16 protein-coding genes are annotated in these 20,613 nt (G+C 38.2%); 12 read left to right on the top strand and 4 right to left on the bottom strand.

Going from position 1 to position 20,613, the window contains the following annotated elements:
- The first annotated feature begins 157 nt into the window (after window positions 1-157).
- The 3 genes from htpX to rimK all read left to right on the top strand — a co-directional run bounded on the left by htpX (window position 158) and on the right by rimK (window position 4,276).
- Window positions 158-1,027: a protease HtpX gene (gene htpX / locus H4J69_RS01320; RefSeq protein ID WP_182244432.1), complete on the top strand. Its 870-nt coding sequence runs from the start codon at window positions 158-160 to the stop codon at window positions 1,025-1,027.
- 10 nt (window positions 1,028-1,037) lie between these two features.
- A complete protein-coding gene (locus tag H4J69_RS01315; RefSeq protein WP_182244431.1) occupies window positions 1,038-2,756 on the top strand; it encodes a SulP family inorganic anion transporter in 1,719 nt (572 codons plus the stop codon).
- 593 nt (window positions 2,757-3,349) lie between these two features.
- A complete protein-coding gene (gene rimK, locus H4J69_RS01310; protein WP_070373965.1) occupies window positions 3,350-4,276 on the top strand; it encodes a 30S ribosomal protein S6--L-glutamate ligase in 927 nt (308 codons plus the stop codon).
- Window positions 4,277-4,726: 450 nt separating this feature from the next.
- Here the strand turns inward: rimK and H4J69_RS01305 are convergent, their stop codons facing one another.
- Window positions 4,727-8,629, bottom strand: a complete 3,903-nt coding sequence (locus H4J69_RS01305) for a response regulator (RefSeq protein ID WP_182244430.1) — start codon at window positions 8,627-8,629, stop codon at window positions 4,727-4,729.
- Between the two features lie 378 nt (window positions 8,630-9,007).
- Entirely contained in the window at window positions 9,008-10,606 is a 1,599-nt protein-coding gene (locus H4J69_RS01300; RefSeq protein ID WP_182244429.1) for a cation:proton antiporter, read from the bottom strand.
- 515 nt (window positions 10,607-11,121) lie between these two features.
- Here H4J69_RS01300 and H4J69_RS01295 point away from each other — a divergent pair.
- The 9 genes from H4J69_RS01295 to H4J69_RS01255 all read left to right on the top strand — a co-directional run bounded on the left by H4J69_RS01295 (window position 11,122) and on the right by H4J69_RS01255 (window position 17,505).
- Entirely contained in the window at window positions 11,122-12,033 is a 912-nt protein-coding gene (locus H4J69_RS01295) for an urease accessory protein UreD (RefSeq protein ID WP_182244428.1), read from the top strand.
- Between the two features lie 54 nt (window positions 12,034-12,087).
- The gene (locus tag H4J69_RS01290) at window positions 12,088-12,390 is read left to right on the top strand and encodes an urease subunit gamma (protein WP_182244427.1); all 303 of its coding nucleotides are present in this window, start codon (window positions 12,088-12,090) and stop codon (window positions 12,388-12,390) included.
- Between the two features lie 61 nt (window positions 12,391-12,451).
- On the top strand, window positions 12,452-12,757 hold the full coding sequence (locus H4J69_RS01285; RefSeq protein ID WP_182244426.1) for an urease subunit beta: 306 nt from the start codon (window positions 12,452-12,454) through the stop codon (window positions 12,755-12,757).
- Window positions 12,758-12,759: 2 nt separating this feature from the next.
- Window positions 12,760-14,463 (top strand): urease subunit alpha, encoded by a 1,704-nt coding sequence (gene ureC, locus H4J69_RS01280; RefSeq protein ID WP_182244425.1) that lies wholly within the window; start codon window positions 12,760-12,762, stop codon window positions 14,461-14,463.
- A gap of 45 nt (window positions 14,464-14,508) precedes the next feature.
- Entirely contained in the window at window positions 14,509-14,961 is a 453-nt protein-coding gene (locus H4J69_RS01275) for an urease accessory protein UreE (RefSeq protein WP_182244424.1), read from the top strand.
- Window positions 14,924-15,688 (top strand): urease accessory protein UreF, encoded by a 765-nt coding sequence (locus tag H4J69_RS01270; protein ID WP_259367689.1) that lies wholly within the window; start codon window positions 14,924-14,926, stop codon window positions 15,686-15,688. The genes H4J69_RS01275 and H4J69_RS01270 overlap by 38 nt, the downstream gene beginning before the upstream one ends.
- 53 nt (window positions 15,689-15,741) lie before the next feature.
- Window positions 15,742-16,353, top strand: a complete 612-nt coding sequence (gene ureG, locus H4J69_RS01265; protein WP_182172872.1) for an urease accessory protein UreG — start codon at window positions 15,742-15,744, stop codon at window positions 16,351-16,353.
- Window positions 16,354-16,439: 86 nt separating this feature from the next.
- Window positions 16,440-16,628, top strand: coding sequence for a hypothetical protein (locus tag H4J69_RS01260; RefSeq protein ID WP_182243755.1), 189 nt, complete (start codon window positions 16,440-16,442; stop codon window positions 16,626-16,628).
- 184 nt (window positions 16,629-16,812) lie between these two features.
- A complete protein-coding gene (locus H4J69_RS01255) occupies window positions 16,813-17,505 on the top strand; it encodes a DUF2982 domain-containing protein (protein ID WP_182244422.1) in 693 nt (230 codons plus the stop codon).
- Here the strand turns inward: H4J69_RS01255 and H4J69_RS01250 are convergent.
- Together H4J69_RS01250 and H4J69_RS01245 are read right to left on the bottom strand one after the other, a co-directional pair.
- The gene (locus H4J69_RS01250) at window positions 17,502-19,577 is read right to left on the bottom strand and encodes a DUF3488 and transglutaminase-like domain-containing protein (protein WP_182244421.1); all 2,076 of its coding nucleotides are present in this window, start codon (window positions 19,575-19,577) and stop codon (window positions 17,502-17,504) included. The genes H4J69_RS01255 and H4J69_RS01250 overlap by 4 nt on opposite strands.
- A complete protein-coding gene (locus H4J69_RS01245) occupies window positions 19,574-20,611 on the bottom strand; it encodes a DUF58 domain-containing protein (RefSeq protein ID WP_182244420.1) in 1,038 nt (345 codons plus the stop codon). Before H4J69_RS01245 ends, H4J69_RS01250 begins: the two co-directional genes overlap by 4 nt.
- Window positions 20,612-20,613 lie beyond the last annotated feature (2 nt).

The raw sequence follows: 20,613 nt of genomic DNA, 5'->3' as shown, positions 1-20,613 counted from the left end.
TCTAAATAAAACACCCGAATAAATTTTTAACACTTCGCCTATTATCAATAAATATACTTTGATTACTTGCCCACTATTTGATTAAATTACTTTGTGACTATTTGACTAACAGCCTTGTCTATAAAGGCATTATTATTGCAAAATGAAGAGATAAAAAATGAGAATCTTACTATTTTTGGCCACTAACATTGCCATTATGATGATTTTGAGTATTACCTTTAGCTTATTTGGTATTGAAGGCTTGTTGGCAGAAAATGGCGTCGACCTTAATTTTCAATCATTACTCATTTATGCCACGGTTATTGGCTTTAGTGGTTCGTTTATCTCCTTGTTTATTTCTAAGTTTATGGCGAAAAGAAGTATGGGCGTCGAGGTTATCGTGACGCCGAATAATCAAACCGAGCGCTGGCTACTCAAAACAGTACAAGAACAAGTCCTTAAAGCCAATATTGGCATGCCTGAAGTCGGTATTTTTAATCATCCTTCACCGAACGCTTTTGCAACGGGTTGGAGTAGAAATAATGCCTTAGTCGCGGTAAGCACCGGCTTATTAAGTCACATGAGTCAAAATGAGGTAGAAGCGGTTCTTGCTCATGAAATAAGCCACGTCGCCAATGGCGATATGGTAACAATGACACTTCTGCAAGGGGTTTTAAATACCTTCGTGGTGTTCTTATCACGCATTATCGGTCATGTGGTTGACCGCAATGTATTTAACGTAAAAAGTGGTCACGGACCTGCCTTTTGGATTGTCTCATTAGTTTCTCAACTCGTATTGGGCTTATTAGCGACTATGATAATGATGTGGTTTTCTCGCTATCGAGAATTTAGAGCAGATGAAGGTGGTGCAAGCCTTGCGGGCCGACAAAATATGATTGCCGCACTCAGTAAACTAGAGCAACTACAAAACTTGCCCCAGCTACCGACCGAAATGTCAGCTTTTGCCATTAGCTCAAGTAAAATGAGCGCACTCTTTTCGAGTCATCCGCCATTAGCAAAACGCATAGCATCGCTGAGCACTAAATAAGGGAGCTATTGTGTTGTCACGTTTGTATGATTTTATGCCAGGTTTAAACACCTTATTTAACTATGAAAGAAGTTGGTTTGCTGATGATGTTAAAGCGGCATTATCGGTTGCAGCCGTTGCATTACCGGTTGCTATAGCTTATGCACAACTCACCGGAGTTAATGCCGTAGTAGGCTTGTACTCCTGTGTATTACCTATGATGGTATATGCATTATTTGGGACCTCTAAGCAATTAATCGTTGGGCCTGATGCGGCAACTTGTGCAGTTATTGCGGCACTGATCACCCCTTTAGCCGCCGGCGACAGTACTAAGCATTGGCAGTTAGTTATTACCATGACAGCGATGACCGGTTTTTGGTGCATTCTGGCCAGTCGTTTTAAGCTTGGTGTATTGGCTGACTTCTTGTCTAAACCTATTTTAATGGGGCTGTTAAATGGTGTTGCCATAACAGTTATTGTTGGTCAATTTTCTAAAATATTTGGTTTTACCTTTGATGAAAGGTATCTGCTCGAACGTTTGGGCGGTGTCCCTGATTACTTAGCACAAACACATTTCCCAACATTAACTATCGCCTTATTTACCCTGGCTATTTATTTTGGTATGAAACGCCTAAAGCCCACTTGGCCTGCTTCAATGTTTGCCATTGCGTTGGGTGCAGCCTTAGTATGGCTTTTTAAATTAGAGCAGTTTGGTATAAAAACCATTGGCGTTGTCGAGGGGGGCTTACCCTTATTTCAAACACCTGAATTTAATGTCGGTGTTATTCGTGAGCTTGTTATGCCAGCACTTAACTTAGCGATAATAAGTTTTGTTAGCATGATGCTCACCGCTCGCAGCTTTGCCGCAAAGAATGGCTATGACGTTGATGCAGATAAAGAATTTATGGCTTTAGGTATTGCTAATTTAGCGTCGGCTGTATCACAGGGTTTTGCCGTCAGTGGCGCCTCTTCTCGCACCGCAGTCAATGATGCCAATGGCGGAAAAACCCAATTAGTCTCTATTATAGCCGCAGCCATTATTGCAATTATTGCTATTTTCTTTACTGCACCCCTTGAATTTATTCCCAGTGCCGCCTTGGGGGTTGTCTTGATTATTGCTTCTGTACACCTACTAGATCTGAAGATGGTCTGGAAACTCAGACTAAAAGACCGACAAGCATTTTACTTAACCTTAACCACTTTATTGGCGGTGTTATTTATTGGTGTTATTCCCGGTATTACCCTTGCTGTATTACTAGGTTTATTCCAATTTATTAGGACAGTAATGCGCCCCACCGACCATATACTCGGTGTTGATATCAACGGTGTAGTGCGAAGTTTAGATGCCAGTGATAAGGCGAAAGCGGTGGACGGTATTTTTATTTATCGTTTTAATTCGCCTTTAACTTACTTTAACTCTAGTTTCTTTAAACGCCGATTGTTAGAACAATATGCCAGACAAAAAGATGACATTGAGTGTGTAATTATTGATGCGGTGCCATGTTTTACTCATTTAGACTTAAGTGTGATGGCGATGCTATCAGATTTAGAGGTTATTTTTAGAAAGCGCGGTGTTCGCCTTGAGCTTGCTGGCAGAAAAAGACAGTTGTTGGCGTGGTTTGTAAAAGCAGAGATTAAATCAGGTCACGAAGGAATTTATGTGCATTCTGATTTGTATTTAGCCTTGAGAATGAACCAACGTAAACAAATCAACGAAACCGTCAGCAGCGCAGAAGAAGTGACGCTTTAGCGTAAAATAATGCCATGCTTTTTATGGTAGTCCTGCAATAAACAGCATCACTCAATATGATAAGTACAAAGCCTGTTTAACAAAGATTAAACAGGCTTTTTATTAAGGGTTACGCCATTACTTAGACTTGAGCACGTAATCTGACTTCATTACAAAATCAACAGCTAATAATTCATTAATATCAACGAAAGGGCTAGCGTGCATGGTAATAATGTCAGCAACTTTTCTGATTTCAAGTGTTCATAAACGCTTTGATATAGCCATTAAATCAGCCGAGTTAAATGTTGCTGATTTTAAAATTTCTTGTGATGTCATATCGGCTTTATACCTATCATTAAAGGCTCGCGACCAATTCAACACAAACCATTGAATTTGTAGTTTTATAAGGCTAATCCAAAAGAAGACGGTGCTTTATCATCGGTCTACTATATATGCTGTACTTATCAGATGAAATTTCAAATGGTCATATTGACATGCACAATAAAGTTGAGCTTGTTTACCGCCTTTGTCAAAAAATCTTTTATTTTTTGTGACTATTTAGTAAACAGTCTAGTCTATAGATTATTGTTCTTTATAAAAACAGGAAATCAAACATGAAAATAGCAATCTTATCTAGAAACAAGAAGTTGTACTCGACTCGTCGCTTAAAAGAAGCGGGTGAAGCGCTGGGTCACCAAGTTGACGTTATCGATACACTGCATTGTTATATGGATATCACTAGTGATAGATCTGTTGTGCGCTACAAAGGTAAAGAGCTGCCACAGTACGACGCTATTATACCGCGTATTGGCGCATCAATTTCTTTCTATGGCACCGCGGTAGTCCGTCAATTTGAAATGACCGGTGCTTTTAGTGTCAATGAATCTGTAGCGATTAGTCGCTCTAGAGACAAGTTACGCTCTATGCAACTCCTGTCAAGAAAAGGCATCGGCTTACCAAGAACAGGCTTTGCTAATCGTCCTGATAATGTAAAAGATTTAATTAAGAACGTCGGTGGCGCACCTTGCGTGATTAAGTTACTTGAGGGTACACAAGGTATTGGAGTCGTACTTGCTGAAACAACTAAATCAGCAGAAGCGATTGTTGAAGCATTTATGGGTTTAAATGCTGATATTTTAATTCAAGAGTTTATCAAAGAAGCCGGTGGTGCTGATATTCGATGTTTTGTTGTTGGAGACCGTGTTGTTGCCGCAATGAAGCGTCAAGGCGCCGAGGGTGAATTTAGATCAAATTTACACCGCGGCGGTTCAGCGGTACTCGTTAAACTGACCCCAGAAGAAAGAGCAACGGCCGTATCAGCAGCAAACATTATGGGGCTGAACGTTTGTGGCGTTGATTTACTGCGCGCCGAACGTGGCCCAGTGGTCATGGAAGTAAATTCTTCACCGGGTTTAGCCGGTATTGAAGCCGCGACTGAAAAGGATGTTGCCACCATGATCTTCAAGTTTATTGAGAAAAAGTTTATTGAAAAGAATGCTAGCGCTAAATCCAATCGAAATCGCACCCAAGGTAAAGGGTGATCTCCACGTTTAATCTCGATAACTTAGGGTCGTGACAGCCGATATTTAGTCTTCACGACCACAACATTCTCTGAGTTCACTCAACACTGGTCAATGCACTGACATACCGCATGACCTTAACTTGAAGAGAATATTTACGGTTTTCTGCTTTCAAGCCAACGATAAAATGAGCTGTCGTTGGTTTGTATACATCATTGCAAGAATGCTTACTAGCCTATGGATTAGACGTTTTCTATCATTCAAAAACAAGATAAAAAACTATCAATGATATTCATAATAAAATCACTAAAATATATTTTTAAAATAATCACTTTTGCTGTAATAACAACACAGAGCAGTCTAATAAACATTAATATTATGACCAAGCCGCCCTATTAAGACGGCTGTTTTTTACGCGATTTTTACTATTTTATTACGCTCAATATTGGTTTGACTTTTTATGCCTAGCAGCTATTTTAATTGAAATATTTTGATTGCCTCTTTCACTTGTTCTTTGTTGATCGGCTTAACCAAATAATCATCCATCCCTGCAGACAAGCATTTTTCTTCATCTCCAACCATCGCATTGGCCGTCATAGCAACGATAGGAATACTTAAATAGCGAGCTCCTGCATTACCTTGCCTAATTGAGGCTGTCGCTTGGTAACCATCCATTTCAGGCATTTGACAGTCCATAAAAATAAAAGTAAATGGCTGGCTCTCATCACTTGCTTTAAGCTTTTCAATGGCATCTTTACCGTTAATGGCAATAACACATTGGGTTATTCCTATTTTTTTCAATACCGCCATAGCAACCATTTGATTAACTCGATTATCTTCTACCAGTAGTAATTTAACCTTTTTTGTCCAGCTACTATCCTCATTAGATAAACGTGTTAATTTAGCCGTGGTCACTTCACTGATGAGCTCTTTTTCAGGTTCAGCTAATAAAGTGTTTAATGCTCGTTGTAAATCGGTGGTAATTACCGGTTTAGGAAAAAAACCATCAATACCACTTGCCGTGCTATCGGCTAAATTATGCTGAATGCTCATTAGCGTCATAAACATTATTTTTAGATTTTTATGCACCGGATTCAAGCGCACTATTTTAACAAATGCTAAAGCATCTAAATCAGCAAGTTGTTGATTAATGATCAACAAATCATAGTGGTCATTTTCTGTTTGCTTATTAAGAGCTGTGAGCGCAGGTTGTAAGGTCGTTATGATATCAGCTTCTACATGCCAGCAGTTTAATTGGCGCTTAATGACGTTAGCGCAGGATTGATTTTGCTCTATAACCAGCACACGTTTGCCTTGCAAAGCTTTTACAGGTTGAGACAATAAAGAATCCGCTGATTTTTCTAACAATAAATCACAGCTAAAAGTGCTACCTTCACCTGGGTTACTATCAACATCGACACTGCCTTGCATACATAAGCAAAGCTTTTTAACGATAGCAAGACCAAGCCCTGTGCCGCCATATTCTCGTGTTGTTGAAGCATCAACTTGACTAAACACTTCAAACAATCCTTGCTGCTTATCTTTTGGTATACCGATACCAGTATCAGATATTTCAGCAATAATTCGCCATTGCGTTGTCGAGTGATTTTGCTGGCAAAGACGAATAACCACCTCGCCTTGTTTGGTAAACTTAATAGCATTAGCTAATAAATTGGTCAATATTTGACGAAGTCGATTAGGATCGCCAACCACTAGCGACTCTTCAATATCAACAAGGTCAACGATTAACTCTAAGCCTTTGTGCTGAGCTTGTTGCGCAAAAGATTCGGCTAAGTCACCAACCATATCACGTAAGTTAAAACTAACATTTTCAAGTTCTAACTTATTAGCGTCTATTTTGGAGAAATCTAAAACGTCGTTAATTAATGCTAAAAGCGAGTGAGCACTTTGCTGGGCGATACCGATTCGGTGATTTTGTTCTTGGCTTAACACAGAGTCTTTAACTAAATCCAGCATACCAATAACACCATTCATTGGTGTTCGTATTTCGTGGCTCATACTGGCAAAAAATTCATTTTTAGCGGTTACCGCTACTTCTGCTTGCTCTTTCGCTTTAATAAGCGCGATTTCATTCTCAACGATTGCGCTAACGTCATAGTTCACACCTATCATTGATACCGGTTTTTTATTATTGTCGTAACTGATAATCGCCGCTGCTTTAATATACTTTATTTCGCCATTTGGCCATATAATTCGAAATTGTGTATCGTACTGACCGTGTACTTTAATTGCATTAATGAATTCACGACCGGCCTTCTCGATATCTTCAGGATGTACACCTTTGTCGCAAACGTCTTGCGCAATTAAAGCTGGTCGACGGTCGACACCATAAAGCTTAAACATCCAGTCGTCCCACTTTAATTCGTTACTAAGCAAATTAAGTTCCCACACACCGATACCGGCAGAGTCTGTTGCTAATCTCATTCGTTGGTTGTGTTGGCTAATACGCTGCTGGCTTATCTTTTTATCAGTAATATCTTGAAATGAACCATACAAACGGACACATTTTCCATCGGTAAACTCGGAACGACCACGGGCAGACACCCAAATTTCTTTACCTTTGGCAGTGACCAACTGCATATCTTCCTCGTAAGCACTACCGTCATTCATACACTTGGCAATTAACGCTTGTACTTTCTCTCTGCTTTCTCCTTCTTTATAAAAATTAATTGCCTGAGATAGTTCTGGTTGATACTCATTGGGCACTTCATGAATGACTTTAGTCATTTTTGACCAGTAAACATTGTTGTTAACTAGATCAACTTCCCAGACACCAATGCGAGCTTGCTGTGCCATTTCTTCCATTAAAGATTGTTGCCCTAGCAATCTATCTTTATGTTTAACACGTGTTAGCTCTGCACTTATCCAATGAGAAAACAATTGAATTAAGTCTAATTCCCTCGTGGTAAAAGGCCTTTCCGAAGGCTCAGGGCCAGAAAAGTTTAATGTGCCAAAAAGTTTGCCATCAACAGTCAATGGCACACCAATATAGCTTTCTAAACCAAAAGCTTGATAACACGGGTGATCTTTTATTTCACTTTCACCTGCATGGTAAAAAGAAATAGGCTGGTTTGCATGTAAGGTATGAAAACAATAGGTATTGCCTAAATCAAAAATATCTCCAGGATTAATTTCATTATTCGGAGTATGGCAATAGACAACTCGATATTCTTGATGATGAATTTCACTGATCAACGCAAGCGGTAAATTAAATATTTTTTTTCCAAGCTCTAAGATGTTTTGAATTTTATCAATTAAGCATTTGTCTATATCCGAGGTTATTTTATGGAGTTTATTAAGAGTCATTTCAGTTTGCTTAATACCACTAATATCGTTCTGAATAACAATAAAAGATTCTGCCTTATTGTCATTGTTGATCAGTGGCACTATGGTGGTACTTAACCATAGCTCTCGGCCACCTTTGATTTTATTAATGGATTCGCCATGCCAATATTCTTTAGCGATAGCTGTTAGAAATATATTTTTATAATCGTCTTGGGTATAACTTGAAGCGCAGATTTCAACAACACTGTGACCAAGGATCTCTTCTTCACGGTAACGATAGAAATCAAGAAAACGTTGATTAACTTCCGTTAACGTACCCTTTTCATCGACATTGACTCGATAAACAATCGCGTGCTTATTTATCGCCAGCATTAACTCGACGCTTTTTTGTTTAGAAAGTGAAAGTTCATGGTGATAATTGCTAATGAGCCGTTGCAGCGGCCTAAAAATGAAGAAGCTTATCGCAAATAATAGGGCCATTGAGACCAGCCATAAAAATGCTTCGAGTCTTTCTATGTTAACTATACGCTGATTAGTATGTTGCTCTATTTTGGAAACGACTAGATCTAAAGAAATCAGTAAATTATTAATAGCCCCTGGATTGAATTTTTCTTTAACTATTGCCTCAGCATTCTTTTTGTTTTGAGTCAGACTAAGCGCGATAGCACTTTCAGCGAAGTAATTGACCCGTTTGTTAAGCTCAGTCGGCGCGTTAAAATACCATGAATATAATTCACTAGGCATGCTATTAGATTTGTTAACCACCATCATTGTTAAAAGTTGCTGGTTAGTCGTAAACAATTTGACCGTATCGAAGAGATTTTTTGTCACCTTCTCATCAATTTCAGCCGTAGTTATATTGTGATAATGCTGAATGGCTAGGTAAGCTATTTTTTGTGACAACATTCTTTGGCCGCCAGCAAGATTAATCGTTTCAGCGTCTTTGGCTTGTTGATTAAATAATAGCATCAAACTTAAAAATGACAGGCTAATTAACGCAGCAATTAAAGCTATAGCTAATGAGTTACGACGTTTAATTTTCTGTTGTAGGGTTTTAATATTAGTCATATTATTTTGTTTACAATCCTTTAGCAGGCCCAGCGGCGATTTCAGCAATGACCTGACTATCTATAAGACAACGAGGCTAGCTTAACCCATTAATTAATTGTCGGATATTATCTCTGCCCAAGTATAGACCCTATATTCACATTAACTAAATATTAGATCAAATAATCAATAACTTATTCAAGGTCTATTGGTTAAGTTTTATTGATGAATTTCTATATGAAAGTGAAATTATTATAGATATAAAGCGGACTAAAATAATATTATTATGTCTTCTACCGGTTTTTAATAGGTTTTAGTGACGAAAAACTTTTGCCTATAGGATTATTACTGCCCTAATCAAGCTAAAAAATTATTATTACTCAGGTTATAAACTTCAATTCAAACCATACTTTTTTTAACTAATAGCACCGCTGTTTCATGTTGTGCATGAACAAAAAAGTTAATATTAATGCCCGCCAGTGCCTTTTTCTCCTCAAGTGAATTCACTTTAACGACTAAGTTTGCATTAGGATAGTAATCGAGTACGGCTTGGCAAATTATTTGTTTGTTCTTTAATGTGTTGACCGTAATAATGATACTAGTTGTTTGCTCTACTTTTAATGATTCAAGTACGGGCGTTTTATCTAGGTGACCAAAATAAGCGTTATAGCCACGCTTTCTTGCCAATAATACATGTTGTAAATTATCAGAAATAATTAAAAAGTTGATGCCATTATTTGTCAGTTCTTTCGCTACAATGCGACCTAAAATAGCAAAACCACAAACAATGGTGTGATTAGTCACCTTTACGGTGGTTATTTTATCAGCTTCAAAAAATTCAACGACAAAAAGTGCGGCTAATTTATAAATATTACTGACCATAAAGGGGGTTAATATCATAGATAAAACGGTAACCAATATCAGAAAACTCGCTAAATCTTTTGCTATCAGGTTTTGACTTATTGCCATAGCAAAAATCACAAAAGAAAACTCCCCTACTTGGCATAAGGCAACAGCAGATTTAATTGATTCGCTTTTATTCGATTTTTTTCTCATCAAAATATAAATAATCGTCGCTTTTATTATCATAACAAGGACGAGTACACTCATCACCCAATGAAGATGAGTTATAAAATAATCAACGTCTATTTTTGTGCCAATAGAAAAGAAAAAAACACCTAAAAAAAGATCTTTATATGAAGATATATCCGATTCAACTTTCATGTGAAATTTAGTTTCGGCAATAATCATCCCCGCAATGAAAGCGCCTAAAGAATAAGTAAAACCGAGGTTATGAGCAATAATTGATGCCCCCAATACGATAGTAAATACCGATATTAAAAACAGTTCTTCCATTAGCGCATTCGATGAAAAATGCAGTAACCAAGCAATTATTTTTTTTCCTATCGTAAACATAAAAATAATAATACCACTGGCATACAAAAAAGTTTTTAGCAGCACATCGGTTAGAGACAATTCATTATTTGAGAGAAAACCCATTAAGAGTAAAATAGGGATAACGGCTAAGTCTTGAAAAACCAGTATAGCAACTGATTTTTTACCATAGGGTGTCACTATATCTTTTGATTTTTTCAGGTAAGGTAATACGATAGCCGTTGAAGATAAACTAAATGAAAGCGCAATAATTAATGAGGGTATCGGTTCAATATTAAAAAGATAAAATGCAAGTATAAAAATAACAATAGCGCTAAAGCTAACTTGGATAAAACCATTAAAAAATATCAATTCCTTCATTTTACCTAGCTTCGCAAAAGACATTTCCAAGCCAATCGTAAACATAAGAAAAACAATACCAAATTCACCAATAAGCTCAAGGGAATGAATATTGTCACTGCCATTGAAATCAAAAATATTGCTTACTATGGTGCCGGTAATAATGTAGCCAATAATGTGCGAAATTGAGAACTTGGTTAACACTATATTGATAACGCTAGCGAGTGCTAACGAGACTGCAATAATAACAAGTATAGCGTCCATATTATCCTTTTAATTCATCTGTTGATGTATAGTAAAATTTAACTCATTAACGTCTATGCACATTACAGACCATATAAAATTAAAATTTAACATTTAAATACAATAACTTAAACAATCACTAACACACTATTTATTTTTAATACTCAATTAATCGCTCCATTTTAAAGCGCAAGCACCATAGCGGTGCAATCCCCTCCATGATTCTATTGGTGAACTAGCCGCCATGATAAGCGTTTAATTTAATTCACAGCTAAACCTTTATCTTCTAAACGCACTTAACCCCTTAAGTCAAACTGACATTGTCTTTGACACCAGCGTAATAAAAAAAGTAAAAACAATAACTTAACAAATAAACAGTCTTTCTTAGATGACATTATTTTTTTAGCCAATCAATCTCGTTATAACACTGAAATAATTAACTTTTATTATTTGGCGTAGTTTGTGCAAAACAGCTTTAGCCATGCACCCTCTTCTACTTTCAGCGAAAGTTAGAATAAAAAGTAGCCCATATAACCATGACAGCTAAGCCAGCCATCAATAATTTTCCCATTAACCCTTTGCCTAAAAATGCATGGTTTGCCAGCTTATCTTTAGAGTTTAGTTTTACATCGACTGGCACTCAACTTACCCGTACTCAACGCAATGGACCATTAAGCGTGCAAAAAGCTTTCTACCCAGAAGGAGGCGACTGTGCACATATTTATCTGTTACACCCACCAGCGGGCATAGTGTCGGGTGATGAATTAAACATTAACATTAAACTCAACAGACAAGCCCACAGTTTAATAACTACACCTGGTGCTAACCGCTTTTATCGCGCTAGAACAAACCTAACAATTGGTGATCCCAAACAAGTTCAACACCTTGATATTATTATTAACCATCAGGCGAAGTGTGAAAATTTCCCCTTAGAAACGATCGTTTATGAGGGGGCTGATGGATTTAATACTGTTGATGTTCACTTTAAAAGTGATAGCGCTTATTTAGGTTGGGATATTACCTGTTTGGGCTTACCCCTTTCAAATCAACCCTTTAAATATGGCAGTTATAGCCAATTAAACCGTGTTTATTGTGAAAACACTTTAATTTATCACGATAGAATTTCGATAAAACCTAGCAGTGGAGTACATCAACACATCGCAGGTTTAAATAGCCACAGTGTTTTTGCCACTTTTTTAGCTTATGCCCCAGCAGGTCTACTTAGCGATGCTGACAATAAAGCACTCGTAGCGCAATTACGCGACTGTATGGTTGAAGAAAACGCCGAAGAAAAAGTGAGTATCAGCCAAATACGCCAGTTATTAGTGATACGTTATTTAGGTGAGCATAGTGAAGAATGCAAAGCACTTTTTATTAAATTATGGCAAAAAATCAGACCGGTATACCTAGAAAAACCAGCGAACATTCCGCGTATTTGGCATACCTGATCAGACACTTAATGACCCCCCTTACTATTAAATAAATAAACAAAGGTGCACAGCATGGACTTATTACCAAGAGAGAAAGATAAATTACTGCTCTTTACTGCCGCATTATTAGCAGAGCGACGCTTAAAGCGTGGTGTGAAATTAAATTATCCTGAAGCTATGGCTTATATTTCAATGGAGATTATTGAAGGGGCCAGAGATGGTAAAACTGTCGCTCAAATGATGGATTATGGCCGCACGTTATTAACCCGTGATCAAGTCATGGAAGGAGTTGCAGAATTAATTCCTGATGTACAAATAGAAGCTACATTTCCAGATGGCACCAAACTTGTCACCGTTCATAATCCTATCATTTAACTAAACCTCTACAGAAGGTTACATAAGACCTAGTTAGACATTAAACACAAGAGAAGCAAAGATGATCCCAGGTGAAATAAAAACAGACCATGGCGAACACGAACTCAACGTAGGCCGTGAACGATTGAAAATTACCGTGGCTAATTCAGGCGATAGACCCATTCAAGTTGGCTCTCATTATCATTTTTTTGAAGTAAACCCTGCCTTGCATTTTAATCGAGAACACGCCAAAGGTTATCGTTTAGATATCACCTCAGGTACCGCCGTTCGTTTTGAACCTGGGCAAGAACGCCAAGTAAGCCTGGTTGCCTTTCAAGGCAAACGCAGGATCTTTGGTTTTCGCGGTGAAATACAAGGAAACTTATAATCATGGCCAGTATTGATAAAAACGCCTACGCACATATGTTTGGACCAACAGTCGGTGACCGAGTTCGTTTAGCCGACACAGATTTATGGTTAGAGGTTGAAAAAGACTTCACACAATACGGTGAAGAAGTAAAATTTGGTGGGGGAAAAGTCATTAGAGATGGCATGGGGCAAAGCCAAGCATCATGCTTTGACACCGTTGATTTAGTGATTACCAACGCCGTTATTCTTGATCACTGGGGAATAATTAAAGCTGATGTTGGTATTAAAGAGGGTCGTATCGCGATTATAGGTAAAGCAGGCAACCCTGATATTCAAGACAATATCGATATTGAAGTGGGTCCCGGCACCGAGGTTATAGCCGGCGAAGGGCAAATACTGACCGCAGGCGGAATCGACGCCCATATACATTTTATTTGTCCACAACAAATAGATGAAGCACTCATGTCGGGTGTTACGACTATGATTGGTGGAGGTACAGGCCCAGCAACAGGTACTAAGGCGACGACTTGCACACCAGGTCCTTGGTATATTCATAAAATGTTGCAAGCAACAAATGATTTCCCAATGAATTTTGGTTTCTTAGGCAAAGGGAATGCAAGTTTACCACTTGCCCTAGAAGAGCAAATTGAAGCGGGTGTTTGTGGTTTAAAGCTTCATGAAGATTGGGGAACAACCCCCGCGGCAATTGATAATTGTTTATCGGTTGCCGACCGTTACGATGTTCAAATAGCGATTCATACCGATACCTTAAATGAGTCTGGTTTTGTTGAGGACACCTTAGGAGCATTTAAAGGCCGCACTATTCATACCTATCACACTGAAGGTGCTGGTGGTGGACATTCACCTGATATTATTAAAGCATGTGGTGAGGCTAATGTTTTACCGTCTTCCACTAACCCAACACGCCCTTATACCATTAATACTATTGATGAACATTTGGATATGTTAATGGTTTGCCATCACTTAGACCCGTCTATCCCTGAAGATATTGCTTTTGCTGATTCACGTATTCGCAAGGAAAGTATTGCCGCCGAAGATATTATGCATGATTTAGGCGCTATTAGTATGATCGCTTCTGATTCACAAGCCATGGGACGAGTCGGTGAGATGATCACTCGTACTTGGCAAACTGCACATAAAATGAAACAACAACGAGGACCATTAGCTCCCGATACTGAACGAAATGATAACTTTCGTATAAAACGCTATATCGCTAAATATACTATAAACCCTGCAATTAGCCACGGCATTAGCCATGAGGTCGGTTCTATTGAGCTCGGGAAACTAGCTGATTTAGTGCTATGGAAACCGGCATTTTTTGGTATAAAACCTGCGTTAATTTTAAAGTCAGGCATGATAGCAGCAGCGCCAATGGGCGATGCAAACGCGTCTATTCCAACACCGCAACCTGTCTACTTCCGCCCAATGTTTGCAGCCTATGGCAGTGCCTCAGCCAAAACCTCAATGACTTTTATGTCACAAGCATCTATTGACGCTAATGTACCTGAAAAAATAGGTATGACACGGATGATTGGTGTCTGTAAAAACACTCGAAACATTGGTAAAAACGACATGATTCATAATAGTTGGCAGCCCAAAATAGACGTTGATGCTCAAACGTATGAAGTACGTGCCAATGGCGAATTATTAACCTGTGAGCCTGCGGTAACCTTGCCACTTGCACAACTTTACTGCCTATTTTAAACAAAAAATAAGTGATTCAATAAAATTAAAAGATTAGGAAATTACATGCTACAAGCACATCAGCGTTTTGACCATACTCACCATAATATAGCTGACTCAATAACTTTAGATCAAGACACCCGTAAAAAAGCACGTATTAAAGGTAAAACGGATGCTGGTTTAGACATAGGTATTTTTATGGCCCGTGGACAACCATTATTAGTCGGTGAAGTACTAAAAACTGACTGTGGATTATTCATTGAAATAAAAGGTCAAGCGGAGCCTGTATCAACCGCCATTGCAACTGACTGGTTAACCTTTTGTAAAGTTTGTTATCACTTAGGTAATCGTCACACCTCACTGCAAATAGGCGAGTTATGGGTACGTTTTAAACCCGATCACGTATTAGAAGAACTTGCACAGAAATATGGTTTAACGATTGATAATACCCCAACAATATTTGAACCTGAAAATGGTGCTTATGGCGTTAGTAGCCACGGCCACGCCCATGCCCACTAAACCTGCAGTGAAACCTGTGTCACTAGTACCAGCAGAAATAACACTCGCCGAGCCGATTAAGCTTAATCGGTTATTACAGTTATGCAGCGCAAACCTACCCGTGGGCGGTTTTGCGTTTTCACAAGCATTAGAATATGGCGTTGAAATGGGTTGGTTAACATCATCAGAAACGACCGCAAGTTGGATAAAGATTAATTTAGAGGAGTCTATAGCACAAACCGATTTAGCCATTTTAAAACGATTATTTAATGCCTTATCAATAAATGATTTTGACGATTTTAACGACTGGAATAACCATTTAATTGCTTGTCGTGAAAGTCATGAATTATTATTGGCTGATTTAGCAATGGGCAAAGCCTTAATAAGATTAATAAAACAGCTAAACAACCTTAATTTAGCCGCTTATCAAGCAATAATAACGCTTAAAGAAATCAGCTTTGTTAGTGCTTTTGCGCTTTGCGCTTATCTCTTTAAGTTAGATTTAATTTCAGCACAAAGTGGTTACTGCTGGACATACATCGACAACCAAGTCGCAGCAGCGACAAAACTAGTGCCTCTTGGGCAAACTCAGGCACAAAACCTTCTATTTGAATTATCTGAACAGACGCCATTAATTATTGAAAAATCAAACGGTATTTCAGATAACGATATTGGTGCCAGTCTGCCGCACTTAGCCATGACAAGTGCTTGGCATGAAACACAATATTCACGACTTTTTCGTTCTTAATATATTAAGTTGATTAATAACATGCTTTATAAAAATAAAAAGAGAAATAAAAAATGATAAAACAAGTTTTACGCATTGGTGTTGGCGGCCCGGTAGGATCAGGAAAAACCGCATTATTACGACAGCTATGTTTAGCGCTACGTAATAAATATGATATGGCAGTGGTCACCAACGACATTTATACGCGTGAAGATGCTGAATTTTTAACTAAAAATGACGCTCTCGCAGCAGACAGAATTATCGGCGTTGAAACCGGTGGCTGTCCTCATACGGCGATTCGTGAAGATGCCTCAATGAACCTAGCAGCCATTGACGAACTACAAGAGCTTCACCCCACTCTAGACTTTGTATTAATTGAAAGTGGTGGTGACAACTTAAGCGCAACGTTTAGCCCTGAACTTTCCGATTTAACCCTTTATGTTATTGATGTTTCAGCCGGAGATAAAATCCCACGTAAAGGAGGTCCGGGTATCACTAAGTCTGATTTATTAATTATTAATAAAATAGATGTTGCTGATTTAGTCGGCGCATCACTTGAGGTGATGGATAGAGATACTAAAAAAATGCGCGGTGATAAACCCTTTGTTTTCTCAAATATGAAAACACAACAAGGATTGGCCGAGATCATAGCCTTTATCGAAAAAGAAGGCATGTTGCAGATGTAATTTTTGCGATAACGACTTCATTATCTATAGCTAGTAAACAACAAAAATTAAACATTAAACATTAAACATTAAAAAAAGGATTAACCATGAAATTTATAACGCTACTTGTCAGTTTTATTTACCTCTTTTCGGCGCAAGCATTCGCCCATGATGATCACGGTTTGGGTGAAGGCTCTTTTCATGCATTTTATCATGCTATTTTTTGGACTATATTTGTCCTAGTTGTCTATAAAGCCGTGGTATGGTTTAACCATAAGCGCTCACAAAAAAACTAATCTCCTTTAAGTATGAATAGGACACCACAGATAAATATAGTTATTTGTGGTGATAATATGATGCACTCAAGCAGACATAAACATATATTAATGAACATTGAAGACAGTAGATTTAAAAATACGCTGTTAAACGCACAAATAATTAGGCATATTTGCATTATCAATAAAAAATAATGATGGTTAAATGACAGGTAAAGCTGTGCAACATCCAAGCATAATAATTAAACCCATCGCTAAACATAACGGGATCTCTCTTGTTATTTTTGGCGTGTTACTTTTACTTACTACGCTTTTATTTGCTCTACATTATTGGCAATCATATAGATTCGCCTACATTTTTATGATCCTTCTCTGTCTGGTTATTACTTTGGTAGGTGCAGTTAAACTTTTTGAACCTGCCATTAGCCTCTATTTGACGCCTGATAAAATAACCTTTAATCACCGTTATGGTCACTGGCAATTAGCATGGCAAGATATACAAAATATTAATATTGTTGCTGAAGTTGTTGGTATAGAACGTGAAACATTACCTTATATCGGTATACGATTGGTTCATATCGATAATATTGCTAAAAACATTTCCGTTAGATTAGCGAATAGGTTAATCCATCAACAACAAGGATTAATTATTTATGGGGTATTGCATCAGCTAATGACAATGGAACAAGCTCAAATTAATTTTGAGCCCTTTATTCTATCAAACGGAGAGCCTGTAAAAGGACCCATTGCGGCATTTCTCCATCAAAGTGAACGATTATCTTCTGCTTTTGGTTACCATTTATTCTTACCTGCTGACAGTTTTGACCGCGGCATTAATGAGTTCAGCCAACTACTAAAACAATGTAAAATGGCAAGTTCAACTTATCAAGTAAATTAATGGCTGCCCGTTGACGTTTTTTTAAGCTGCTTTAATTGTTTTTTTAATTGTCTTTGGTAGCGATTCATTTCGATTAAGCACTGCTCTTTTTCCTGGGGGGATAATGCTTGATACATGAGTGCCTCAAAGCATTGGGTATAGCCAATGAAGTTTTTCGATAACATAGGAAATCGTTCAATAACTAACCTTGAAAATTGACTCGCGGGCATAGTGTCAGGTTTTATTAAGCCTTTAGCTTTTAATCGCGTTATTATTTGCTGATACTGAGCTAACCATTTTACCGGCGGTTTATCTTTACCCCTCTTTAAATTAACTAACCACAACACAGCCATCATTAACATTAATGATCCACCAATAACTGCCGCTATTTTCCAAGCCCGAAGATCACCAAACCACTGTTTAAGTAAATCATATTGTTTTTTTGATGAATAACCTAAAACCAATCTTGTCCATTGATAATCTAGCGCATCTAGCTGTAAGCGCAGACTATTGATCCAAGCGAGGTGTTTGTATCGATGTAAATTTAGCAAGTCGTTATTGAACAGGGCATCTTGCTGTAACATTTGTGAAAGCCCACTTTCTACTCGTTCTGGGTTAACCGCCGCCGTGGGATCTACCCTTACCCAACCTTGGCCATTAACCCAAATTTCAGCCCATGCATGGGCATCATATTGGTAGATGCTAAGATGACCACTTTGTTTATTATACTCGCCACCTAAATAGCCAGTGACCAAGCGAGCAGGAACACCAGACGCTCTCATCATAAAAGTAAAGACACTGGCATAATGAACACAAAAGCCTTTTTTAGTTTGATAGAAAAACTGGTCTAATTCATGCCCTAATTTAGCCCCATTTAATAAAGGCGGCGTTAACGTGTAATAGAAGTCTTGTTCTCTAATCATATCCAAAATAGCTTGTGCACGTTCAATTTCATCTGGGTAGTTTAACTTAAGTTGTTGGCCTTGCGCTTTCAGTTTAGGGTTACTGTCGGTGGGTAGTTGTAAACTTGTTAGCCATTGGTAGTCACTTAACGGCGCATCAAGCAACGATTGAGTATAACTACTGATTTGATAACTGGTTGTTTGACTAACAGGCTTACTATTTATAATGGTGTAATTGGGTAATGGCCTGATGGTCACTTGATTATTAGTCAAACTTTTAGGGTCAACCACGGCTAAAGAAAAAAGCCAACGTTGATAACTCGGCTCAACCATGACTTGATAACGGGTTTGTGCTCCGCTTAATGTCGCACGGCTAAGGCTAAGTGAACTTGCCTGCTCCTCAATATTTGCCCAACTATTTTTGCTCTGTTGCCATGTCCGCCCATCAAAAACATCCATAACCATTGCTCGCCAATACAATTGGTTGTATTGCGGGATATCGGTAAAAAACTTCACTCGAAAGGCCAATGCTGAAGATCTGGCTAAATTGGCTATATCTCCCGGTGTAACACTTTCTGCTAAACCTGTTTGGGCAGACTTTGCTGATGGTACTTGCCAAAAAGGCGCAACTCGAGGAAAAACGATAAATAAAACCACAGCAAGCGGAATACTCTTCAACACGGTTATTGCACTTTGAGAAAGATTATTTTTAATGTTCAGTGACGCTGAAAAATAGGCTAACAGCAGGCTTAAATTTAACACCAGTAAGCAAAAGACGAAAAGCGACAAAAATAAGGATTGAGAAAAAATAAGCACCGATGCCAGTATAAAAACACCCAGTAGGACAATTTGATAAAAATCTTTGCGGCTAGTTAACTCTAAACTTTTTAAAGCATAAGCAAAGCAAAGCAAATGTAACATGCTTAATAAGACCCCTAATTCTCGACCACTTAGTGCTATAGCAATAGAACCAGAGCAAGCCAGCAATAAGATAATGAGTCGCTGTGGTTTTATTGCTGGCTTAATAAGCGTTAAGCCACGCCAGCATAGACAAACAGCAATAATGAACAACATCCAGAGGGTTAATTCACTAACAAGTAAAGCTAAATTAAGGCACTGACAAACAAGCAACACCCAGGCATGTTGAGGTAATAAGCTAAATTTTTCACTTGTTACTTTATTATTTATCATCGTGGCGACTTAGGATAAATGGCTAGCGCCATTAAACATTCTTTAAAATGAAATTCACCTTGGCTAGGCTGTATTTTTTCTACTACTAAATCCAAACCAAATACTTGCTCGCTACGGTGGTATTCACTGACTAGAAAACACAGGTATGCGAGTTGCTTCTCCAGTCCGTGATTGGGCATATCGTTAAGCTTTAGCCAACACCTTGTTCCTTGTTGTTGGTGATAATGCTTAGTTAACCGACCTTGACCGCGCGCGAATTGTTTCCATGCAAGACGAGAAAGTGGCTCTCCCGGAAGATAGGCTTTAAGTTCATAAAAATCATCGACACCCGGTTTACTGCTTTGTGAAAATACATTTTCTTGCTCTGCATCGCCAAAATCACTTTGTCGATAACTTAAGGACATGGCTTGAGGATAAACAATACATTGCTGGTCAAAATCGATTCTTGTCCAGGTGATAAATAAACCTAACGAATATTCACTCGACACTTTCAACCGACCCGGAGTATATACTCCTCGGTTTGGGTAGGAGCAGCAAACATAAACAGTTTGTTCGCCTGGCTCACTTTGAGGGAGATGAAGAACAGCTTGGTCATCAAAGCAAAAGTTAATCGCAAGACGTTTATTAGCTGAAGATATCTTAATAGCAAAGTGTATATTTTGATTTGCATACCCTAGGGCGGTTTTATCTGCAGATATTGCCAAACCCGATAAGTTAAAAAAACTATGCATCATAGTGGTTATGAACACACTCGCCATTAAGTAACTTAATAACATGATGACATTATTTTGATAGTTGGTTGCTAAAAGGAATAACAACACCACGAAAAAGAGATAAACAACACCAAATCGGCTTGGCATAATAAAAATATTATGATTTGATAATTTATGCTTTCTTGCAGGCGGTATCCGACGCTTTAGCCAACGATTAAATTGCTTATTAGCAAAGCGACTAAGATAATTTTTTATCGGTATTGCCAGTTTTTTCACTGTTGTCTCTATTATTGAGCTAACGCTATTTATAGTTAACGTCATTG

The organism is Colwellia sp. BRX10-9, from assembly GCF_014077405.1.
GTDB lineage: Bacteria > Pseudomonadota > Gammaproteobacteria > Enterobacterales > Alteromonadaceae > Colwellia_A.
The sequence above is the reverse complement of the archived record's forward strand: the minus strand, read 5'-3'. Positions and strand labels throughout refer to the sequence as shown.